The sequence below is a fragment of the Maricaulis maris MCS10 genome (assembly GCF_000014745.1).
In the GTDB taxonomy this organism is placed as follows: Bacteria; Pseudomonadota; Alphaproteobacteria; order Caulobacterales; family Maricaulaceae; genus Maricaulis; species Maricaulis maris_A.
Genome location: NC_008347.1, coordinates 1,498,159 through 1,519,108, shown reverse-complemented (window position 1 = coordinate 1,519,108; position 20,950 = coordinate 1,498,159). Strand labels below are relative to the sequence as shown.

Sequence of the window (20,950 nt, the reverse complement as noted above, 5' to 3'; positions counted from 1 at the left end):
AATGTCCGTAATTATGAGTGTGTCAGGCGCTCGACCATCAAGTCCCGTGCCATCTGGCGCGCACGATGATCAATCGCGAAAACATCTTCAAAAGCCGTTAGCGAGCGCGGCATGTCCGCATCCGAAAGGCTCCGCTCGAGAACCTGTTCAACGCCTGACGCGATGTCAAGGAAGCCGATCCGGTCGGCCAGGAAGGCCTCGACCGCGATCTCGTTGGCCGCGTTCAACACGGCAGGTGCAATGCCGCCGGCCTCCATGGCCTCGCGGGCCAGACGTATGGCCGGGAAGCGGGTCAGGTCAGGCGGTTCGAAGTCGAGCCGCGCTATATCGGTCAGCCGCAAGCGCTCGACCGGCGCTGCCATCCGTTCCGGCCAGGCCAGCGCGCTGGCGATCGGCGTGCGCATGTCGGGCGATCCCAATTGCGCCAGCAGGGAGCCGTCCGCGTATTCGACCATGCCGTGGACGATGGATTGCGGATGCACCACCACCTCGACGCGCTCGGGCGCCAGGTCGAACAGCCAGCAGGCCTCGATCACTTCCAGGCCCTTATTCATCATCGTGGCGCTGTCGATGGAAATTTTCGCGCCCATCTCCCAGGTCGGGTGAGCGAGCGCATCGGCCCGGCTGGCGCGCGCCATCACCTCGCGCGTGGCTTCCCGAAAGGGACCGCCCGACGCGGTCAGCGTGATCGAGCGGATCGCTTCGCGATGGGCCCGGTCAAAGACCTGGAAAACGGCATTGTGCTCACTGTCGACGGGCAGAAGCGTCGTGCCGCAGCGCGCCGCCTCGTCCATGAACAAGGATCCGGCACAAACCAGGCATTCCTTGTTGGCGAAAGCGAGCGCACGCCCTTGTCGCAAGGCAGCCAGTGTGGGCTTGAGCCCCGCGGCGCCGACAATGGCGGCCATGGTCCAATCCGCGTCGCGGGCCGCCACATCACACACGGCGTCTTCACCGACCCCGATCTCGATGCCGGGATGGTCCTTCAACGCCTGTTGCAGCGCCGGTGCTGCGGCGGGGTCGGCAATCGCCACGCATTCGGCCTGAAAGCGGATCGCCTGGCGGGCCAGTTCGGCCGCATTGGTCTTGGCCGTCAGGGCCACGACCTTGTATTGACCCGGCGCCGCCCGCCCGATCAGGTCCAGCGTGGCCGTGCCGACCGATCCGGTGGCGCCCAGAATTGAGACCCGGCGCGCACTCATGACAGCGCCCATCCCAGCGGCCACAAGCGCGCCGACAGGACCGCCGCGATCACCGCCAGCATCAGCGCATCGACCCGGTCCAGCACCCCGCCATGCCCGGGGATGAGCGTGCCTGAGTCCTTGACCCCGAAACTGCGTTTGAACACCGACATTGCCAGATCGCCGCCGACCGAGGCCAAGGCGACAAGGACAGCAAATGGCAGCACGCGGATCGGCTCGAGGCCAAACAGATAACCCGCCGCCAGTCCCGCCGCGGCGCCGGCCAGGATGCCGGCCAGGAAGCCGGACCAGGTCTTTTTCGGACTGGCCTGGGGCAGGAGTTTCGGCCCGCCGATCCAGGTGCCGACCAGATAGGCCAGGCTGTCAGCGGCCCAGACGACAGCGAACAACAGGATGACGGCCTTGAGCCCATGATCCGGTTCAGCTCGCATGGCCGCCAGCAGGGCCGCGGACAATGACACGTAGAGCACGCCGAGCACTTCGCTCGACCAGCCACGTCGCCAGCGCTCGATCCCGCTCGCCAGCGTACCGGCTGCGCCCCAGGCAAGTGCATCCATGACGCTGGTCTGCCCCGCCAGAAGCACCGTTCCGGACGCTGTCGCACAGGCGATGGCGTAGGCGACCGGTGGCGCATCCCGGTCGGACATGTGGATCCATTCCCAGGCCATCGCCGCAGCAAAGGCCGCGACCCAGGCTGTGAAGGCCAGGTCCCCGACATAAAGCAGCACGACCGCGAGCGGGCCGAGGATCAGCGCGGAAATGAGACGACGCCGGAAAACCGGATCACGCGGCGCCGGCATCAACGCCTCCATAGCGCCTGACACGCTGGTGATAGGTGTTGATGGCGCTCGCCAGATCGTCAGTGGTGAAATCGGGCCAGAGTGCCTCGACGAAGACAAGTTCGGCATAGGCCGCTTGCCAGAGCAGGAAGTTGGAGATGCGTTGCTCGCCACTGGTGCGGATCATCAGGTCCACATCCGGCAGGCCTTCAGTATCGAGGAAGCCGCCAAGGCGCGCCTCGTCGAGCGTCGACACATCCAGGGCCCCTGATGCCGCCTCCTTTGCCACCGCCTGGCAGGCACGCAGGATTTCGTCCCGCCCGCCATAGTTGAAGGCGATGGTCAGGTGGAAGTCGGTATTGTCCCGGGTACGCGCCTCGGCCCGGTCAATAATGGCGATCAGGTCGGCACCGAGATTGTCACGTCGACCGATGATGCGGATCCGCACACCACGCCTGGCCAGCCCCTCCAGGTCCGCTTCGACATAGTGTTTGAGCAGTTCGAACAGCGCCCCGACCTCATCGGCCGGACGGCTCCAATTCTCGGTCGAGAAGGAGAACAGGGTCAGATAGCGCACGCCGAGCTCGCCGGCATGTTCGACAATCTTGCGGACCGTTTCGACACCGCGCTTGTGGCCAAAGGAGCGCGGACGGCCGCGGGCCTTCGCCCAGCGACCATTGCCGTCCATGATGATGGCCGTATGGCGCGGCTCCGGTCGGTCTGCGGAAGCGTCGTCAGTCATGCATTCGCTCCGCCAATCGGGTTGATCAGACCTGCATAATCTCTTCTTGCTTGGACTTCAGGTTCTCATCAATCCGCTTGATCGCTTCATTGGTGAGTTTCTGGACGTCCTCGGAGAAGGCTTTCTGCTCGTCCTCGGACAAGTCGCCATCCTTCTCCATCTTTTTCAGCGCGTCCATGCCGTCACGCCGCACATTGCGGACCGCGACGCGGGCATGTTCGGCATAATTGCCAGCCAGCTTGGCGATCTCGGCCCGGCGTTCCTCATTGAGCGGCGGAATCGGAATACGCAGAAGCTGGCCTTCCATCACCGGATTGAGGCCAATGCCGGAATTGCGGATCGCCTTGTCGACGGCGGCCACCATGTTCTTGTCCCACACCTGCAGGGTGATCATGCGCGGCTCGGGAACCGAGATATTGCCGAGCTGGTTGATCGGCGTCGGCGTGCCATAGGCGTCAACCTTGATCGGCTCGAGCAGGCCGGCGCTGGCCCGGCCTGTACGCAGACCGGCGAATTCCTTGCGCAGGGACTCGATGGCCCCGTCCATGCGGCGCTTCAGGTCGTTTTCGTCATACTCGTCGCTCATGGCGTTTTCGCTCTTTCTGGAGACAATCCGCGCCGGTCAGACCGCAGCGGCGTCAGACTTCATCTTGCCGATCATGGTGCACTTGCCCTCCCCGGCGAGCACACGGGCAAGACCATTGGTCTTGTGAATGTCAAACACGACAATCGGTATCGCATTTTCGCGCATCAGCGTCACCGCCGAGGCATCCATGACCCGCAAATCGCGGGTCAGGACGTCGAGATAGTCGAGTTGGTCAAAGCGCTCGGCATCCGGATTGGTGCGCGGATCGTCCGAATAGACGCCATCGACCTGGGTGCCCTTCAACAGCGCATCGCAGCCCATTTCGGCGGCGCGCAGCGCAGCAGCCGTATCCGTCGTGAAGAAGGGATTGCCGGTGCCGGCGGCGAAGATCACCACCCGGCCCTTTTCCATGTGCCGTGTGGCGCGGCGGCGGATATAGGGCTCGCAAACCGTGGTCATGGGGATGGCCGACTGGACCCGGGTCTGGACGCCAATGCGCTCCAGCGCGGTCTGCATGGCCAGGGCGTTCATGACGGTGGCCAGCATGCCCATATAGTCGGCTGCGGCCCGGTCCATGCCCTTGGCCGCGCCGGACAGGCCCCGGAAGATATTGCCGCCGCCAATGACGAGGCACATCTCGGTCCCGCCCTTCACGGCTGCGGCGACTTCGCGCGCAATCCGGTCAGCGGTATCAATATCGATGCCATAATTCTGGGAGCCCATCAGGGCTTCACCAGAGACTTTGAGCAGTACCCGCCGGAATTTCGGCGCGCCCGCTTGGCCATCAGCCGGCCCGGATGCAGAGGAATCAGTCACGGCGTGCAGCATATAGAAAGCGGCGGCGCTGGAAAGCGCCGCCGCTTGTTGTCAGACAGGGATCAGGATTGGCCTGAAGCGGCAGCAACTTCAGCTGCAAAGTCTTCTTCCGGGCCCTTCTCGACGCCTTCACCCAGGGCCATGCGGACAAAGCCCGAAATGGTCACCGGAGCGCCAAGATCCTTGGCAGCGGCTTCGAGAACCTGCTCGATGGTATTGTCAGGGTCCATGACGAAGGCCTGCTTGAGCAGCACGACTTCCTCATAGAATTTGCGCATGCGGCCTTCGACCATCTTCTCGACGATCGAGTCCGGCTTGCCGGCCTGGCGGGCCTGGTCGGCGAAGACTTCGCGTTCCTTGTCGGCAATCGCGCTGTCGACACCGTCGACATCGACCGAGACGGCAACGGCCGGGGAACCGGCAGCGACGTGCATGGCGATCTTGCGACCCAGCTCGGCCAGCTTGTCCTTGTCACCGTCCGACTGGAGGCCGACGAGCACGCCGATGGCGCCCATGTCGGTCGCGGCCGGATTGTGCACGTAGGACGCAACCACGCCCGGCTCGGCCACGACAACGGCGGCACGGCGCAGGGCCATGTTCTCACCGATCGTCGCGATCAGGTTGGTCAGGTGATCCTCGACCGTGGAACCGCCAGACGTCGACGCCGCCTTGATCTCGGCGACATCACCGCTACCGCCAATGGCGAGGGCAGCGATTTCCTTGACGGCGGTCTGGAACTTTTCGTTCCGGGCCACAAAATCGGTTTCGGAATTGACTTCGACCACAGCGCCCTGGCCACCCTGGGTGGCGACGGCAACGAGGCCTTCAGCGGCAACGCGGTCAGCCTTTTTGGCAGCCTTGGACAGGCCCTTCTTGCGCAGCCAGTCAACGGCCGCTTCGAAGTCACCATCGGTCTCGCCGAGTGCCTTCTTGCAGTCCATCATGCCTACGCCGGTCTTGTCGCGCAGTTCCTTCACGAGAGCAGCGGTAATGCCAGCCATCGGTTTCTCCTGAATTTCGCTTTGGATCGAAGTCTTAGGCTTCGGTCTTGTCAGATTCGGATGACGTGTCCGTGGCAGCCGCCTCGGCTTCTGCAGCCGGGGCTTCCTCGGCTGCCGGAGCAGCTTCGGCCACGACTTCAGCTTCGGCTTCGACCAGGGTCTCGACCGGTGCTTCGGCTTCGCCCAGATCCATGCCCATCGCCAGCTGGCTGTCGCCCATGCCGTCCAGGACAGCGTCGGCGATCAGGTCGCAATACAACGAGATGGCGCGGCTGGCGTCATCATTGCCCGGGATCGGGAAGTCGACGAGGTCCGGATCGCAATTGGTATCGACCACGGCGATGACCGGAATGCCGAGCTTCTTGGCTTCCTGGATGGCGATGCCTTCCTTGTTCGTGTCGATCACGAACATCAGGTCCGGCGTGCCACCCATATCCTTGATACCGCCGAGCGAACGATCGAGCTTTTCGCGCTCGCGGGTCAGCATCAGCTGTTCTTTCTTGGTCAGGCCGGCCATGCCGCCCTCATTCTCGAACATGCCTTCCAGCTCGCGCAGGCGGGCGATGGAGTTCGAGATGGTGCGCCAATTGGTCAGCGTACCGCCGAGCCAGCGCTGGTTCATGTAGTACTGGGCGCAACGACCGGCAGCCTGGGCCAGCGGGTCCTGGGCCTGGCGCTTGGTGCCGACGAACAGCACGCGACCGCCCTTGGCAGCCGTTTCGCGCACTTTCACCAGGGCCTGGTGCAGCAGCGGGACGGTTTGCGAGAGGTCGATGATGTGAATATTGGACCGCTCACCAAAGATGAAATCCTTCATCTTCGGGTTCCAGCGGTGGGTCTGGTGTCCAAAGTGACAACCAGCTTCGAGCAGCTGACGCATGCTGAAATCGGGGAGAGCCATCGTGTTTTCCTTTTCCGGTTGGCCTCCACGGGGCGGAGTCACCTGCCTGGGCAGCTGACACCGGAGCGTCTGGTCACAATGACCGGACGTAGCCCCGTGTGCGTGATGGCGCGGCTTATAGGCGCGCATGGGCAGGTTGGCAAGCGCGGTCAGGCAGGACCGCAGCAGTGCCAACACAGCGGATTGATCAGAAACACGCCGCCTTGTGTCAAACGCGCCCTCGTGGGCGCGCCCGAACGCAGTACCATGCCCGCCGCGCCCCGCTCCGCGGGGCTATTCGACCGTAGCCATTTCTGGCGAAACCGAGGCATGATCGGCCACATAATACCAGCGCCCCTCGATGCGGGCCTGGACATCCATGAACCGCCCCGTCAGCACGAATGGCTCGCCACCGTCTGCCGGGGTCTGGGTCATCGTCCACACGCCCCAGGCGGCATGGGTATCATCGACGTGCACCGAACCGTGCGGCTCGATCACCAGGGCGATATCATCGAAGGCATCGAAAAACCCCTGCCAGTCGGCTGCGATCGCCTCGCGGCCACGGACATGATGGGTGCCCGGGGCGTAGCTGTCGGCATCTTCGGTATAGAGCTGGGCCAATGCCGACGCGTCCTCCGAACTGATCGCCGTGATGAAGGCGTCAAGCAGCGCATCAGGTGTCTCCTGAGCCTGCGCTGCGCTCGCAAGCCCGACCGCCAAGGCGGCAGCTAGCCAAAAACGGTTCATGGATCATTCACTCCGCAAAATGCGAGCATCCGCTGCATTACGGCCCCGCGCAACCGAAAACATGCCGGCCGCGACCAGAGCGACATCGCCCCGGTCAGGCCGTCTCCACGGACGCGACGCCCTTGACCCCTTTCAACGCCGCCTGCAACGCCGCGTCGGCGCTGTGGCGGCCGGGCAGACGCATCTCGATTTCGCCGCCATCGCGCAGCGGCAGCAACAGGTCGATCACCGCGTCATGACTGGCATCGGCACGCTTGTTGGCCCGCTCGAGCCGGGCATGCACGCCTGTCAGCGCATCCGGCAGGTCGAGGCGGATCCGCAGCCGCTCGGCCGAGATCTTGGTGTCCAGCGGCTCGATCTTGTCGGCGAAGAAGGAAATCTGCTCGTCGCGCTCATCGACCCGGCAATTGACCATCACGGCCTGGCCGCTGTCGAGAATATCGCGCGAACTCACCAGCAGATCGGAATTGACGAAGACCTCGAACTCTCCGGTCGGGTCGGACAGGGTGGTCCAGGCGAAACGCTCGCCATTCTTGTTGGAGACCCGCTCCTGGCGCCGCCGCACCATGCCGGCCAGGCGCAGCGCCGTCGCGCCGTCGGCGACGCGGGCCGGCGCCTCGGCGAAGAAGACCACGCCGCGACCGGCCAGGTGTTCGGTCAGATCGTCGAGCGGATGGCCGGACAGGTAAAAGCCGATCGCCGACAATTCGGCATCGAGACGCTGGGTCGCGGTCCAGGGATCGGGCTCGGGCAGGCGCGGCCGCTCGAGCTGGGCCTCCTCGCCACCACCGCCAAACAGGCTGGCCTGGGCGCTCTCGCGCTGCTCGGCGGCATGCTGGGCCATCGAGATCAGGGTTTCCGCCGAGGCCATGACACGGGCCCGGTCCGGATCGAGACTGTCAAAGGCGCCGGCCTTGGCGAGGTTTTCAAAGGTGCGCTTGTTGACCTGGCGCGGATCGACGCGTTCGGCGAAATCGTAAAGATCGCGGAATGGCCCGTTGGCGGTGCGTTCCTCGACGATGTGTTCCATGGCCACAAAGCCGACATTGCGGATCGCGCCGAGGGCAAAGCGAATCGTCCCCTCCTCGACCGAGAAATCGGCCTGGGAGGCATTCACGTCCGGCGGCCGCACGTCCAGCTTCATGCGCCGCACTTCCTGGAAGAAGGCGGACAGCTTGTCGGTATTGGCGGCATCCAGCGACATCAGCGCCGCCATGAATTCGACCGGGTAGTTGGCCTTCAGATAACCGGTCCGGTAGGCGATGGCGGCATAGGCGGCAGCGTGTGACTTGTTGAAGCCATAGCCGGCGAACTCGGCCACCAGTTCAAAGATGTAGGAGGCTTTCTCGCGGCTGACGCCCTTGGCCTCGGCGCCTTCGAGGAAACGGACCTTCTGCTTGTCCATCTCCTCCTTCTTCTTCTTGCCCATGGCCCGGCGCAACAGGTCGGCCTCGCCGAGCGAATAGCCGGACAGGATCTGGGCGATCTGCATCACCTGTTCCTGGTAGATGATGACGCCATAGGTTTCCGACAGCACGCCCTCGAGATCGGCATGCAGGCAATCGACCTCGGCGCGACCGAATTTCCGGTCGACATAGACGTCGATATTCTTCATCGGGCCCGGTCGATAGAGCGAGATCAGGGCGATCAGATCCTCGATCGCATCCGGCTTCATCTTCTTGAGTGTGTCGCGCATGCCGGATGATTCCAGCTGGAACACACCGATCGCATGGCCGGACTGCAAAAGGTCGAAGGTCGCCTGGTCGTCGAAATCGAGCCCTTCGATATCGGGCACGTCCTTGCCGGTCGAGGCGATATAGCCCAGCGCACGGGCAATCACGGTCAGTGTTTTCAGGCCGAGGAAGTCGAATTTCACGAGACCCGCCGGTTCGACCCATTTCATGTTGAACTGGGTGGCGGGAATGTCGGAGCGCGGATCGCGATAGAGCGGAACGAGCTCGGACAGTTTGCGGTCACCGATCACCACACCGGCGGCGTGGGTCGAGGCGTTGCGGAACAGGCCTTCCAGCTTCAGGGCGACGGTCAGCAGCGTGTCGACGGACTCGTCATCGCGCCGCATTTCGCGCAGCCTGGGTTCGATATCGAGGGCCTGGGCCAGGGTGACCGGATTGGCCGGGTTGGCCGGCACCATTTTGGCGAGCCGGTCGACCAGGCCCAGCGGCAGCTGCAGGACCCGGCCGGTATCGCGCACCACGGCGCGGGCCTGCAGGGTGCCGAAAGTGATGATCTGGGCGACCCGGTCATGCCCGTATTGTTCCTGCACATAACGGATCACCTCGCCGCGTCGTTCCTGGCAGAAGTCGACGTCGAAATCGGGCATGGAGACCCGCTCGGGATTGAGGAAGCGTTCGAACAGAAGACCAAAGCGCAGAGGGTCGAGATCGGTGATGGTCAGCGCATAGGCGACCAGCGAGCCGGCGCCCGAACCCCGGCCCGGCCCGACCGGTATGTCGTTATTCTTGGCCCACTGGATGAAGTCCGAGACGATCAGGAAATAGCCCGGGAACCCCATCTGCTTGATGATGTCGAGTTCGAAATCGAGACGGGCGCGGTAGTCCGCCTCGGGCGCCGCCGCATTGATGCTGGCCAGCCGGTCTGTCAGGCCTTCATGGGCGCGCGCGATCAGCTCTTCGACCTCGGTCCGGCCGCCCTCGGTCGGGAAGCTGGGCAGGATCGGCGCGTGGGTGCGGACCCGAAAGGCGCAGCGGCGGGCAATTTCGATCGTGTTGGTCAGCGCTTCCGGCAAGTCGGCAAAGCGCGCATTCATTTCTTCCGGCGTGGTCAGGTAGTGGTCCGCCGTCACCCGGCGCCGGTCGGCGACCGAGACAAAGGAACTCTCCGAGATACACAGCAAGGCGTCATGGGCCTTGTGCATCGACTGGTCCGGGAAATAGGCCTCATTGGTCGCAACCAGGGGCAGATCGCGGGCATAGGCTTGGCCGACCAGCCAGTCCTCCGCTTCGAGCTCGGCTTCCAGACCGTGACGCTGCAGCTCGACATAGAGCCGGTCGCCAAAGGCCGATGCGAGCTGGTCGAGATAGGTCGCGGCCTCGGGCTGCCGACCGCCCGTGATCAGACGGTTGAGAAGACCATCCGGCCCGCCGGTCAGGGCAATCAGCCCCGCCGCATGATCGAGCACCAGGCTGAACGGGATGTGCGGCTCTTCCGACCCGTCGACATCCAGATAGGCGGCGCTGGAAAGCGCCATCAGATTGCCATAGCCGACCTCGTCCTGGGCCAGCAGGACCAGTGTCCCGTCCGGCTCGGCGCGCTCGCCCGGATGCGGGTCACCCAGACGGACTTTCAGCGTACACCCGACAATCGGTTGGACCCCAGCCCCGGACAGGACCTCGGAGAACTCAAGCGCCCCGAAAAGATTGTTTGTGTCCGTCAGCGCGATCGCCGGCATGCCATGGGTCTGGCAGGCCTCGACCATTTTGGGCATGCGGATCGCGCCCTCGAGCACCGAATAAGGCGACCGAACCCGCAAATGCACAAAAGGTAGCTGCGCGGCCATCCCACTCTCCCGAACCGGCCCCGATCCTGCCTAGATCATGGACACCGCATCAGGCCGCCATCCGGCCCGACCGCTCACCGGATCAGCACCTGCCAGCGCGCTCCGAGTCAGCCGGGCCAGCATAGACGGTTCAGGCAGCGCCGAGAACCGATCCCCACATCGCGATCATCCAGGCGAAACCCAGAACAGCAGTGGCGGCAGAAACATCTTGAACAACGCGGCGCATGGCTATCTCCCCAACAACAATGTTCGTGCTTTGTTCTATTTGGCGACAATCAAGACGTCAAGAGATTTGTTCCAATTTTGTTCCATTCGGTGAAAGTGCCTTGCTCAGGCAGGGACATAGGGCGTCAGATGCCCGTCCGCGAAGGTCAGGATGCGGTCCATCCGCCCGGCCAATTCGTGGTTATGGGTCGCCACGAGCGCCGCAGCGCCCTCGGCCCGGACGGTATCGCGGAAAGCGGCGAACACCGTGTCGGAGGTATCCGGATCGAGATTTCCGGTCGGTTCGTCGGCCAGCAGCACATGCGGCGCATTGGCCAGCGCCCGGGCAATTGCGACGCGCTGCTGTTCCCCGCCGGACAATTGAGAGGGCTGATGGAGCAGGCGCTCGGCCAGACCCAGCCGGGTCAGCAATTCTTCGGCGCGCTGACGGGCCCTGGCGGACGGAACGCCGGCGATCAGCTGCGGCAGGACGATGTTTTCCAACGCGTCGAATTCCGGCAGCAGATGGTGGAATTGGTAGACGAAACCGATATCGCGGCGGCGGATGGCGGTGCGTGCCCGATCATCCAGATCACGCGTCGCCTGTCCCCTCACCCGCACTTCGCCGGCATCGGGACGCTCCAGCAATCCGGCCGCATGCAGCAAGGAGGACTTGCCGGAGCCGGACGGTCCGACAAGCCCGACAATCTCGCCCGGTGCCAGCGACAGGCTGGCGCCGCGCAGCACGGGCAGCTCGCCGGCCTCGGTCACATAGGTGCGTTCGATGGCGTCGAGTTCGAGGACGAAATCACTCATAGCGCAGCGCCTCCACCGGATCGAGACGGGCCGCTCGCCAGGCTGGTGGCAGGGTGACAAGCAGCGACACCACAAGGCCGAAGATCGAGATGAAACCGACCTCGCCCCAATCCATCTTGGCGGGAATGCGATAGAGATAATAGACGCTTGGATCCCAGACCTGGGCGCCGGTCGTCCAGGTGATGAAGTCCTGGATGGGGCCGATATTCATCACGAACAGGATGCCCAGGGTGAGGCCGGCCAGGGTTCCGGCCATGCCGATGCTGGCGCCGACGATCAGGAAGACCCGCATGATCGAGGCCTGGGTCGCGCCCATGGTCCGCAGGATGGCAATGTCGCGGGACTTGTTCTTCACCAGCATGACCAGGCCGGAAATGATGTTCATCGCGGCGATCGCCACAACGATCGACAGGATCAGCCGCATCGCCGTGCGCTCGAATTGCAGCGCGTTGAAAAAGGCCGGATCGAGCCTTGTATAGTCGTAGACGGCGGCATTGGGTCCGGCGATCGCGCGCACGGGATCTACATAGAGCGGCGCCTGCTCGGCGTCGTCGAGACGCACCTGGATCAGGTCCACATCATCACCCCGCACGAAGAACAACTGCCCCTGCTCCAGCGGCATATAGGCCAGGCTGTCATCAATGGTGGAGACGCCGGCGGCCAGGATGGCACCGACATAATAGGCTTTTTGCTGAGGCCGGGCCCCGAAAGCCGACGGCGCGGCGCGGGCCGACAGGAAAGTCACCCGGTCGCCGACATTGACGCCGAGACGACGGGCCACGCCGGTGCCCAGCACGATGACATCGCCGCCATTGCGGCCCGTTCCGAATTCCGAGAGGTCGCCATGGGTCAGCCCGGTTCGGCTGCGAGGGTCCTCGCCGGAGCGGATGACATCCATTTCGGCGAGATCCTGCGGCCGTACGGCAAGGACCTGGAGGAAGGTTTCATAGCGGTCCGAGGTCGCCATGACCTGACCGGATATGACCGGATCAGCGCTGGTCACGCCCGTCATTGCTTCGATTTCGAGCAGAAGGCGGTCGACATCATCAGCGGGCATTTCCCGTGTATCGACATAGACATGCGGCTGAAAGCCGAGAAGTTGGCTGAACAGCTCGGCACGAAACCCGTTCATGATCGACATGACGGCGATCAGGCCGGTCACTGCCAGCGCAATCCCGCCAAAGGATATCCAGGCAATCAGGGCAACGCCGCCATGCTTGCGGCGCGAGCGCAGATAGCGAAAGGCGAGCAGGAATTCATAGGGGCTGAACGGCCGTGCGCCGCCGCCTTCACCAACACCCGTCCCGCCAGCCGCCTCAGACATCGCTGAACGCCCCTTCGGCGAGCCGGCTGACCGCATCCTCGGGCGACATTTCGTGGGTCTCACCCGTGCGGCGGACTTTCAGTTCGATCTTGCCCTCTTTCAGACCACGCGGCCCGACCACAAGCTGGTAGGGCAGTCCGATCAGGTCGGCGGTGGCGAATTTGGCGCCGGCGCGGCTGTCGGTATCGTCATAGAGCGGGTCGAGACCGGCCTTCACCAATCCCTGGTAAGCGGTCTCACAGGCCGCATCACAGGCCTCATCGCCGACACGCATATTGATGATGCCCGCTCCGAAGGGGGCGACGCTTTCCGGCCAGATACAGCCCTTCTCGTCATGATGTGCTTCGATGATCGCGCCCAGCAGACGCGACACACCAACACCGTAGGAGCCCATATGGACCGGGCGCGGCTGACCGTCCTGGTGCTGGACCGTGGCCTTCATCGGCTCGGAATATTTGGTGCCGAAATTGAAGATATGACCGACCTCGATACCGCGGGCCGACAATTGGCGGTCGGCCGGCACGGCGGCGAATTCTTCGGGCTGGTGCATTTCCTCGGTCGCGGCATAGAGCGCCGTACGCTGGTCGACCAGCGGCTGCAGATCGCCGTCGAAATCAACATCGAGGCCCGGCGCGCCCATCTCGACGAGATCGGCATGGCAGAAGACCTCGCTCTCGCCGGTCTCGGCCAAGACGATGAATTCATGGCTGAGATCGCCGCCGATCGGACCGGTATCGGCCTGCATCGGCACGGCCTTCAGCCCAAGCCGCGCGAAAGTGTTGAGATAGGCCACGAACATGCGGTTGTAGGAGCGCCGCGCCGCCGCCTCGTCGACATCGAAGGAATAGGCATCCTTCATCAGGAATTCGCGTCCGCGCATGACTCCGAAACGGGGCCGGCGCTCATCGCGGAATTTCCACTGGATATGATAGAGGAGCTTGGGGACGTCCTTGTAGGACTTGCAATAGGACCGAAAGATGTCGGTGATCATCTCCTCATTGGTCGGCCCGAACAGCATGTCGCGATCATGGCGGTCGGTGATGCGCAGCATCTCGTCCCCATAATCATCATAGCGCCCGCTCTCGCGCCACAGATCAGCGGACTGGATGGTCGGCATCAACAGTTCGACCGCGCCGGCCCGGTCCTGTTCCTCGCGCACGATCTGCTCGATCTTGCGAAGCACCCGATGGCCCAGCGGCAACCAGGCATAAATGCCGGCGGCCTCCTGTTTGATCATGCCGGCACGCAGCATCAGCTGGTGCGAGACAATCTCGGCATCGGACGGGGTTTCCTTGAGGACGGGCAGGAAATAACGGGACAGGCGCATGGGGCGATTCCGGTGGGTAAGAGTGTGACGCCCATTAGACCGGGTGAGCGCCGTAATACAAGGCGGCAGCGATGTCGGGGTGCAGAGACTGCGCGGCAGACTGGCTGACCAGGTCCGGATTTGCATCTCCCGCGCCGGAAAGCGGGGGCCTATCCCCGTTGCGCGCTGCTTTCCTTCTCCCCTGGGAGAAGGTGGCCGGAGGCCGGATGAGGGGGATTTCTCCTGCGGTCACCGGGATTTACCCCTCACCCTCCTCATCATTTGCCCCGCAGGCGCACAGCGCCATCCGGGACCGACGGGTTTGGTTTGAAAGGGCTGTCCGACGCCGATGCACGCCTGTCATCCCGGACGAAGCCCTGACTTGATCAGGGCGAAGACCCGGGACCCATACGCCCGGTGCGGCCAGCTTTCGCGATAATGGGTCCCGGATCGCCGCCCGGCTCGAGGCCGGGCATATGTCCGGGATGACAAGGTTTTGTGCCTTTATCCCCGCTGTGCACCCCACACACCGTCATCCTGGCGAAAGTCAGGACCCAGTCTCGCACACTCGATTTCGCCAGGCTTGGCAATAGCTTGCGTCGCAGGCTGGGTCCCGGCCTTCGCCGGGATGACGGTGTGTGGAGCGGGTGTTTGAAGAAAACTTATCCTCCCCCCTAGACCGCCAGCACATAATGCCCTCGGTTTTCGGGACGGGAGGCACGAGCTCAGTCACTTGTGCCCGGAAGCGAGCGGAGCCTGTCCGCGCGTTGGATGTGACATTCCAAAGCTCCGGCAGGGCGTGCGACCAGGTCGCGGGGCACTAAACGACCGACCCCATCTACCTGCCGCATTGGAATCGGGGGCGAGAGCGTCCGGGAAATCTCCGAGAACGGGATGTCGAGGACATCACGGACACCGCAGACTACCAACAGGACACCCCGGTGTCCGCCGACATCCCGTTCCCTCCCACACTTCGGCGCCCTGGCGCGCGAAGACAAAGGCGCATGCCGCAGGCGACAGCAAGGATCGGGTGGCGGCCTCGATTCAGGCGCGCCAGGGTGCAGCCTGCAATCTCGAGGAGACACCCATGGCCTTCACCATCAGCGGGCTCGCGCCGGACGCCTTCACACCCTATTTCGGCATGAGCGACACAGAACTGGCCGAGCACGGCATCATTCGCCACACCGCGACCGCCAAGCCCGGCTATCCCTGCCGCATCACGCTGGAAGACGCCGAGCCGGGCGAGACACTGCTCCTGCTCAATCATGTCAGCCACGCGGCCGACACGCCCTATCGCAGCAGTTATGCGATCTTTGTGCGCGAGACGGCCGTCGAAACCGCCCGCTTTCACGATGACATCCCGCCGGTGATGAAAGGACGGCCGCTGGCGCTGCGCCTGTTTGATGCGGAAGGCATGCTGGTCGGAGCCGATCTCGCCCTGAGCGGTGACCCGACGTCCAATATCGAGGCCGCCCTCGCCCGCAAGGACGTCGCCCATGTGGACGTGCACAACGCCGCCCATGGCTGTTTCGCGGCGCGTGTGGAGCGCGATTGACCGCTGCCTAGCTGAACAGGCTTTGCGGCATGAATTGCTCCATCACACCGCTCTCGGTGATCAGGAAATAGGCGATCCAGACAATCGAGGTGGCGATGGTGGTCCACCACATCTTGCGCTTCAGATTGGGCGCTTGTGGTGCGCCGGGCTCGGAACCGGCCACCACATCGCCGGCCTCCTCCTGCGAACGCACGCCGATCGGCAGCATGGTGAAGAAGAACAGCCACCAGACGATCAGGAAGACGACCAGCCCGTTGACGATTCCGACACCGCCATCCCGGACGAAAAAGCCCTTCAGCCAGAATATGGCAGCCAGGGCGACTGGCAGGTACGGCAGGAAGCGGGTCATCGGGCTGGCTCCTGCATCAATTCGATCAGCTGGCCATGGCTGTCCTTGGGGTGAACGAAGATCACCGGCACGCAATGGGCGCCGATATAGGGTTCGCCCGTACCCAGCACTGTCGCGCCACGCTCGCGCATGGCGTCGCGTGCAGCGATGATGTCGGGCACTTCAAAACAGATATGGTGCTGGCCGCCCTTGGGATTGCGCTCGAGGAATTTGTGGATCGGGCTGGCCTCACCGCACGGCTCGATCAATTCGATCTCGGAATTGTCGAGATGGACAAAGGCGACCCGTACACCCAGATGAGGGAAATCCTTGGTCTCGGTCGCTTGGGTCGCGCCATAGAGCGCGGCATAGGTCTTTTTGGCCGCCTCGATATCGGGAACGGCCACGCCGACATGGTTCAAACGTCCGATCTTCATGGGGTTATCTCCCGGTTTCAGACTTCCAGCATCATGATCTCGACCCAGGGCTTCTTGCCCCAGATGCGGTTGGCCTCGCGGCGGACCGCGCGGCGGACTTCTTCCTCGGCCCGCTCGACATCGCGGCGGTCGCGCTTGGACAGGCGGTCGAAGGCACGTTCGGCCTCGTCGGCCATGGCGTCGGCGAAATCATCGAGGGACATGTTGTCGTCTTCCGGCACACCCTGCAGGCGCACTTCCGGGCCCGAGACAATCTCGCCCTTCTCGCTGACCGCCATCGACAGGGTCACCTGACCGGCATGGGCCAGCTTGCGGCGCTCGCGCATCGAGGCGGCGTCGGCATCGACGATGAAATTGCCATCAACATGCAGCCGGCTGGCCGGCGCCTCGTCGACAATCGAGGCGGTGCCGTCGGAGCGTATCTGCACCATGTCGCCATTGCGCACGGAGACCGAATGCGGCACCTGCAGCTCACGGGCAAAATCGGCATGCTCGAGCAGGTGACGGCGCTCGCCGTGCACGGGGATGGCCACACTCGGCTTGGCCCAGGCATACATCTGCGCCAGCTCGTCGCGGCAGGGATGGCCGGAGACATGGATCGGCCGGGTCTTCTCGGTGATGATATGAACACCACGCTCGGCCAGCTGGTTCTGCAGCTCGAAAATTCCCAGCTCATTGCCCGGAATGACACGGCTCGAGAAAATGACGGTGTCGTCCCTGCTCAGCGAGACATTGCGGTGATTGCCCGCCGCGATGCGTGACAGGGCGGCGCGCGGCTCACCTTGTGATCCGGTGCACAGGTAGAGAATCTTGGAGGCCGGGAAGGACGACGCCTCTTCTTCGCTGACGAAATCCTTCACATGCTTCAACATGCCGACAGCCTTGGCGGCAGCCGTCATGCGGTGCATCGAGCGGCCCACCAGACAGACGCGGCGGCCATTGGCCTCGGCGGCCTCGATGGAGGATTGCAGTCGCGCGACATTGGAGGCGAACGACGCGATCGCCACCTTGCCGGTCTTGCACTCGCCGACGACCTTGATCAGCTCTTCCCGGACATCGCCTTCCGAACCGCTCTCGCCCGGCGAGAACACATTCGTGCTGTCGCAGACCATGGCCAGCACGCCTTCATTGCCGATTGCGGTCAGCGCGTCGATATCAGTCGCCTCGCCAATCATCGGCGCCGGGTCGATCTTCCAGTCGCCGGTGTGCAGCACCATTCCGGCCGGCGTGCGGATGGCGATGCCATTGGGTTCGGGAATGGAGTGGGTCAGCGTCACCAATTGCAGGTTGAAGGGTCCCAGATCAAAGCGGCAATCCAGCGCCATCTCGTGCAGCTCGACCTCGTCGAGAAGCCCGTACTCACGCAGCCGGTCACGGACCAGCCAGGCGGTGAAGGGGGTCGCCCAGATCGGACAGCGCAGGCGGCGCCACAAATGGGCAACAGCGCCCATGTGATCCTCGTGCGCATGGGTCAGCACCATGCCGATCAGGTCGTCGCGCCGCTCTTCGATGAAGCGCGGATCAGGCATGATCAGGTCGACACCCGGCGTCGTCAGATCGCCGAAAGTGACCCCGCAATCGACGATGATCCATTTTTGTTTTCCCTCCGGCCCGTAGCCGTAGAGATTGAGATTCATGCCGATTTCATCGGATCCGCCAAGCGGCAGGAAGTAGAGGCTATCGGTCACGTATCGGCACCGCCATTGAGTTTCCAGACTTCAAGAAGACCGCGAATGGTCAGATCCGCGTCATAGTGGTCGATCGCCTTCGAGGCGCCGTCAAACAGCGAGACGACCCCGCCGGTCGCAACCACGGTCATGGGTTGGGCGTACTCGCTCTTGAGCCGCTGGACCAGCCCGTCAATCAGGTCGATATAGCCCCAGAACACGCCGGACTGCATGGCCGACACCGTATCCTTGCCCATCACACGCGCCGGTTTGGCAATGGCGACACGCGGCAGCTTGGCCGCGGCGCCATGCAGGGCCTGCATGGACAGGTTGATGCCCGGGGCAATGATCCCGCCTTCAAAGGCGCCATCTGCCGCGATCACATCGAACGTCGTCGCCGTGCCGCTGTCGATGATGATCAGGGCGCCGTCATAGACCGCGCGGGCGCCGAGTGCGTTCACCAGGCGGTCAGCACCGGCATCCTGCGGACGGTCCAGGCGGACCTCGATGTCCATGCGGACGCCCGGCTCACCGACGATCACCGGCTCGGCCTTGAAATAGCGACGCGACAGGTTTCGCAGGTTGAACAGGGCCTGCGGCACCACCGTCGAGATCACGCAGGCGGTGATGTCGGCAAAGCTGCGCCCTTGCAAGCCCATGAGCTGGGACAGCCAGACCGCATGTTCGTCAGCGGTCCGGGTCGAATCGGTTCCCGAACGCCATTGGGCGACCCAGTCATTGCCGTCATGAATGGCAAACAGTGTATTGGTGTTGCCGCAATCGATCGCGAGCAGCATGGGTTTCCTTTCATCCCGCATCCGGGAAAAACACGTCTCCTGCGGAGATATACCGGCGACCGCCGCCAACCAAGTCCAGTCGCAGCGCGCCATCGGGCCCGAGGTCCGCAAAGACGCCCTTGACTGTCTCGCCCTCGAGCCGTGCTTCGCAGGGCTGGCCAAGCCCGTGGGCCCGGGTCAGCCAGCGATCGCGGATCGGACCGAAGCCGCCCAATTGCCAGGCCTGACGCTCACGCTCGAAGGCGTTCACCAGGGTCTCGAGTGCGGCGTCGGGCGACAGGGTTGCGCCATGCCGGTCCAGCGACGTCGCCGGACGCTCAACATCGTCAGGTGCAGCAGCCAGATTGATGCCGATGCCGACCGCCAGCCACAGACCGCCCTCGGGCGCCGGACCGCTCTCGAGCAGGATGCCCGCCACCTTGCGGCCATGCACGAGCGCGTCATTGGGCCATTTCAGGCGCGTCACCGACGGGTCCCGCGTGGCGCTGTCGCAGACCGCCGCAACGGCCAGGGCAGCGGCGAAGGACAACTCGGCCGCCCGGCCGGGATCAGATTGCAGCGTGTACAGGCCGGTCGTGAAAAGATTACCGGTCAGCCCGCTCCAGACCCGCCCGCGCCGGCCACGGCCCGCGGTCTGGCGGCGAGCGGCCAGCCATAACGGGCCACGCTCACCGGCCAGGGCCCGCTCCCGGATATCGGCATTGGTCGAGCTTGTTTCCTCGATCCACTCGATACGAGGCTGGGGCTGGGTCTGTGCCAAGGCTATGGCGCTAGAGCAGCGCCAGCCCGACCGAATAGGCGCGGAAGACCAGCCAGCCGAGCACGGGCAACAGCAACACCGTCGCCAGGCCGGCAATCCGGGCAATCCAGTAAGTCGAAACCGCAGACGGTACGAACTCGATCTCCGAGCTGTCGAACCAGATCACTTTCACGATGCGCAGATAATAGGCCGCACCCACGACAGAGAACAGGACGGCGAGGACCGCGAGGATCATCAGATCGGCCTGCACGGCGGCATAGATCACGAAGAATTTGCCGAAAAAGCCGACCATGAAAGGCAGGCCACCGATCGAGAACATCAGGGCGGTCATCGACCAGCCGAGGCCGGGATTGCGCTGGGCGAGACCGGCGAGATCGGAAATCTGCTCGACCATGCCCTCACGTGTCCGCATCGACAGGATGGTGGCAAAGGACCCGATGGCCCCGACCATGTAGAGCACCATGAAGACCAGCAGCGCCCACAGGCCGGTCTGGCTGGCCGCTGCTACGGCAACCAGGGCATAGCCCATATTGCTGATCGACGAGTAAGCCATCAGACGCTTGATGTTCTGCTGGGTCAGGGCGCCGAAGGCACCGACAGCCATAGACAGGACCGCGATCATCCAGATCACGTCCCGCCACTGGTCGACCACAGCCCCGAAGGGTTCCATGAGCACGCGGGCCAAAAGCACGATGGCGGCAAATTTCGGCGCCGTTGCGAAGAAGGCGGTGACCGGTGTCGGCGCGCCTTCATAGACGTCCGGGGTCCACATGTGGAAGGGCGCGGCCGAGACCTTGAAGGCCAGACCACAGATCACGAAGACGAGGCCGACGGTGAGGCCGATATTGCTGCCGCTTTCGACGGCCAGGGCGATGTCGCCAAAACCGGTCGAGCCGGCGAAACCATAGACCAGCGAGGCACCATAGAGCAGCAGGCCGGAGGACAGCGCGCCGAGCACGAAATATTTCAGCCCCGCCTCGGACGCCCGCAGGCTGTCGCGATTGAAGGCGGCGAGCACGTACAGCGCCAGCGATTGCAGCTCGATGCCCATATACATGGCAATCAGGTCATTGGCCGACACCATCATCATCATGCCGGTCACAGCCAGCACGACCAGGACCGGATACTCGATCTTGCCCAGCTTCTCGGCCTGCAGATACGGCATGGCCAGCAGCATGGCGATCGCCGCGACAAGGCCGATGGCGGTCTTGGAGAAACGCGCCAGGCTGTCAAAGACGAAGCTGTCATTGAAGGCCATGCCCTCACCGCTCACCAGGAAGAGCGCCGCCAGTGCCGCCGCGGCCAGCAGGCCAACGGTCAGCCACTGGACCAGTTTCTCGGTCCCGTCGCCCTTGAGGAAGACGCCCAGCATCAGCAGCGCCATGGCGCCGCCGGCCAGCACCAGCTCGGGAATGAGAAGCGACAGGTCGTGGGAAAGCATGTCCGCCGTCATGGCTGGCTTCTC

The 20,950-nt window shown here is 63.8% G+C and carries 19 protein-coding genes; 1 reads left to right on the top strand and 18 read right to left on the bottom strand.

Features of this window, described 5'->3' with window-relative positions:
• Positions 1–11 precede the first annotated feature (11 nt).
• The 12 genes from MMAR10_RS07200 to proS all read right to left on the bottom strand — a co-directional run bounded on the left by MMAR10_RS07200 (position 12) and on the right by proS (position 13,962).
• Positions 12–1,202 (bottom strand): 1-deoxy-D-xylulose-5-phosphate reductoisomerase, encoded by a 1,191-nt coding sequence (locus tag MMAR10_RS07200; RefSeq protein WP_011643325.1) that lies wholly within the window; start codon positions 1,200–1,202, stop codon positions 12–14.
• Positions 1,199–2,002, bottom strand: coding sequence for a phosphatidate cytidylyltransferase (locus MMAR10_RS07195; RefSeq protein ID WP_011643324.1), 804 nt, complete (start codon positions 2,000–2,002; stop codon positions 1,199–1,201). The genes MMAR10_RS07200 and MMAR10_RS07195 overlap by 4 nt, the downstream gene beginning before the upstream one ends.
• Positions 1,986–2,723, bottom strand: a complete 738-nt coding sequence (locus MMAR10_RS07190) for an isoprenyl transferase (protein ID WP_011643323.1) — start codon at positions 2,721–2,723, stop codon at positions 1,986–1,988. Before MMAR10_RS07190 ends, MMAR10_RS07195 begins: the two co-directional genes overlap by 17 nt.
• Before the next feature lie 25 nt (positions 2,724–2,748).
• Complete coding sequence (frr, locus tag MMAR10_RS07185) at positions 2,749–3,309, bottom strand: ribosome recycling factor (protein ID WP_011643322.1); 561 nt, start codon at positions 3,307–3,309, stop codon at positions 2,749–2,751.
• Between the two features lie 36 nt (positions 3,310–3,345).
• A complete protein-coding gene (pyrH, locus tag MMAR10_RS07180; RefSeq protein WP_011643321.1) occupies positions 3,346–4,137 on the bottom strand; it encodes a UMP kinase in 792 nt (263 codons plus the stop codon).
• A 50-nt stretch (positions 4,138–4,187) separates the two neighbouring features.
• Positions 4,188–5,126, bottom strand: coding sequence for a translation elongation factor Ts (gene tsf, locus MMAR10_RS07175; protein WP_011643320.1), 939 nt, complete (start codon positions 5,124–5,126; stop codon positions 4,188–4,190).
• A gap of 34 nt (positions 5,127–5,160) precedes the next feature.
• A complete protein-coding gene (gene rpsB, locus MMAR10_RS07170) occupies positions 5,161–6,027 on the bottom strand; it encodes a 30S ribosomal protein S2 (protein ID WP_011643319.1) in 867 nt (288 codons plus the stop codon).
• A 273-nt stretch (positions 6,028–6,300) separates the two neighbouring features.
• The gene (locus MMAR10_RS07165) at positions 6,301–6,753 is read right to left on the bottom strand and encodes a YybH family protein (protein WP_011643318.1); all 453 of its coding nucleotides are present in this window, start codon (positions 6,751–6,753) and stop codon (positions 6,301–6,303) included.
• A gap of 94 nt (positions 6,754–6,847) precedes the next feature.
• On the bottom strand, positions 6,848–10,291 hold the full coding sequence (gene dnaE / locus MMAR10_RS07160) for a DNA polymerase III subunit alpha (protein ID WP_011643317.1): 3,444 nt from the start codon (positions 10,289–10,291) through the stop codon (positions 6,848–6,850).
• A gap of 330 nt (positions 10,292–10,621) precedes the next feature.
• On the bottom strand, positions 10,622–11,311 hold the full coding sequence (locus MMAR10_RS07155; protein ID WP_011643316.1) for an ABC transporter ATP-binding protein: 690 nt from the start codon (positions 11,309–11,311) through the stop codon (positions 10,622–10,624).
• Positions 11,304–12,635: a lipoprotein-releasing ABC transporter permease subunit gene (locus tag MMAR10_RS07150; RefSeq protein ID WP_011643315.1), complete on the bottom strand. Its 1,332-nt coding sequence runs from the start codon at positions 12,633–12,635 to the stop codon at positions 11,304–11,306. Before MMAR10_RS07150 ends, MMAR10_RS07155 begins: the two co-directional genes overlap by 8 nt.
• Positions 12,628–13,962: a proline--tRNA ligase gene (gene proS / locus MMAR10_RS07145; RefSeq protein WP_011643314.1), complete on the bottom strand. Its 1,335-nt coding sequence runs from the start codon at positions 13,960–13,962 to the stop codon at positions 12,628–12,630. The genes MMAR10_RS07150 and proS overlap by 8 nt, the downstream gene beginning before the upstream one ends.
• A 1,066-nt stretch (positions 13,963–15,028) precedes the next feature.
• On the opposite strand from proS, the gene MMAR10_RS07140 reads away from it, so the two are divergent.
• On the top strand, positions 15,029–15,496 hold the full coding sequence (locus MMAR10_RS07140; RefSeq protein WP_041637404.1) for a DUF1203 domain-containing protein: 468 nt from the start codon (positions 15,029–15,031) through the stop codon (positions 15,494–15,496).
• Positions 15,497–15,503: 7 nt separating this feature from the next.
• Here the strand turns inward: MMAR10_RS07140 and MMAR10_RS07135 are convergent, their stop codons facing one another.
• Genes MMAR10_RS07135 through nuoN form a run of 6 tightly spaced genes read right to left on the bottom strand, consistent with a single transcriptional unit; the run spans position 15,504 to position 20,938 of the window.
• The gene (locus MMAR10_RS07135) at positions 15,504–15,845 is read right to left on the bottom strand and encodes a DUF1467 family protein (RefSeq protein WP_011643312.1); all 342 of its coding nucleotides are present in this window, start codon (positions 15,843–15,845) and stop codon (positions 15,504–15,506) included.
• Positions 15,842–16,261 carry a methylmalonyl-CoA epimerase gene (mce, locus tag MMAR10_RS07130; protein ID WP_011643311.1) on the bottom strand — a complete coding sequence of 140 codons (420 nt, stop codon included), beginning with the start codon at positions 16,259–16,261 and terminating at the stop codon, positions 15,842–15,844. The genes MMAR10_RS07135 and mce overlap by 4 nt, the downstream gene beginning before the upstream one ends.
• A 17-nt stretch (positions 16,262–16,278) precedes the next feature.
• Positions 16,279–17,898, bottom strand: coding sequence for a ribonuclease J (locus MMAR10_RS07125; RefSeq protein ID WP_083759616.1), 1,620 nt, complete (start codon positions 17,896–17,898; stop codon positions 16,279–16,281).
• A gap of 47 nt (positions 17,899–17,945) precedes the next feature.
• Positions 17,946–18,725, bottom strand: coding sequence for a type III pantothenate kinase (locus MMAR10_RS07120; protein ID WP_011643309.1), 780 nt, complete (start codon positions 18,723–18,725; stop codon positions 17,946–17,948).
• A gap of 10 nt (positions 18,726–18,735) precedes the next feature.
• Positions 18,736–19,485 (bottom strand): biotin--[acetyl-CoA-carboxylase] ligase, encoded by a 750-nt coding sequence (locus MMAR10_RS07115; protein WP_011643308.1) that lies wholly within the window; start codon positions 19,483–19,485, stop codon positions 18,736–18,738.
• 10 nt (positions 19,486–19,495) lie between these two features.
• The gene (nuoN, locus tag MMAR10_RS07110) at positions 19,496–20,938 is read right to left on the bottom strand and encodes an NADH-quinone oxidoreductase subunit NuoN (protein WP_011643307.1); all 1,443 of its coding nucleotides are present in this window, start codon (positions 20,936–20,938) and stop codon (positions 19,496–19,498) included.
• Between the last annotated feature and the right edge of the window lie 12 nt (positions 20,939–20,950).

Bases quoted from the DNA above. Each gene is read 5' to 3' on its own strand.
- MMAR10_RS07190 (WP_011643323.1), bottom strand. From the start codon at position 2,723: ATGACTGACGACGCTTCCGCAGACCGACCGGAGCCGCGCCATACGGCC.
- MMAR10_RS07165 (WP_011643318.1), bottom strand. From the start codon at position 6,753: ATGAACCGTTTTTGGCTAGCTGCCGCCTTGGCGGTCGGGCTTGCGAGC.
- MMAR10_RS07135 (WP_011643312.1), bottom strand. From the start codon at position 15,845: ATGACCCGCTTCCTGCCGTACCTGCCAGTCGCCCTGGCTGCCATATTC.
- MMAR10_RS07155 (WP_011643316.1), bottom strand. From the start codon at position 11,311: ATGAGTGATTTCGTCCTCGAACTCGACGCCATCGAACGCACCTATGTG.
- MMAR10_RS07120 (WP_011643309.1), bottom strand. From the start codon at position 18,725: ATGCTGCTCGCGATCGATTGCGGCAACACCAATACACTGTTTGCCATT.
- dnaE (WP_011643317.1), bottom strand. From the start codon at position 10,291: ATGGCCGCGCAGCTACCTTTTGTGCATTTGCGGGTTCGGTCGCCTTAT.
- MMAR10_RS07195 (WP_011643324.1), bottom strand. From the start codon at position 2,002: ATGCCGGCGCCGCGTGATCCGGTTTTCCGGCGTCGTCTCATTTCCGCG.
- tsf (WP_011643320.1), bottom strand. From the start codon at position 5,126: ATGGCTGGCATTACCGCTGCTCTCGTGAAGGAACTGCGCGACAAGACC.
- MMAR10_RS07140 (WP_041637404.1), top strand. From the start codon at position 15,029: ATGGCCTTCACCATCAGCGGGCTCGCGCCGGACGCCTTCACACCCTAT.
- nuoN (WP_011643307.1), bottom strand. From the start codon at position 20,938: ATGACGGCGGACATGCTTTCCCACGACCTGTCGCTTCTCATTCCCGAG.
- MMAR10_RS07150 (WP_011643315.1), bottom strand. From the start codon at position 12,635: ATGTCTGAGGCGGCTGGCGGGACGGGTGTTGGTGAAGGCGGCGGCGCA.
- pyrH (WP_011643321.1), bottom strand. From the start codon at position 4,137: ATGCTGCACGCCGTGACTGATTCCTCTGCATCCGGGCCGGCTGATGGC.
- mce (WP_011643311.1), bottom strand. From the start codon at position 16,261: ATGAAGATCGGACGTTTGAACCATGTCGGCGTGGCCGTTCCCGATATC.
- MMAR10_RS07200 (WP_011643325.1), bottom strand. From the start codon at position 1,202: ATGAGTGCGCGCCGGGTCTCAATTCTGGGCGCCACCGGATCGGTCGGC.
- proS (WP_011643314.1), bottom strand. From the start codon at position 13,962: ATGCGCCTGTCCCGTTATTTCCTGCCCGTCCTCAAGGAAACCCCGTCC.
- rpsB (WP_011643319.1), bottom strand. From the start codon at position 6,027: ATGGCTCTCCCCGATTTCAGCATGCGTCAGCTGCTCGAAGCTGGTTGT.
- frr (WP_011643322.1), bottom strand. From the start codon at position 3,309: ATGAGCGACGAGTATGACGAAAACGACCTGAAGCGCCGCATGGACGGG.
- MMAR10_RS07125 (WP_083759616.1), bottom strand. From the start codon at position 17,898: ATGAATCTCAATCTCTACGGCTACGGGCCGGAGGGAAAACAAAAATGG.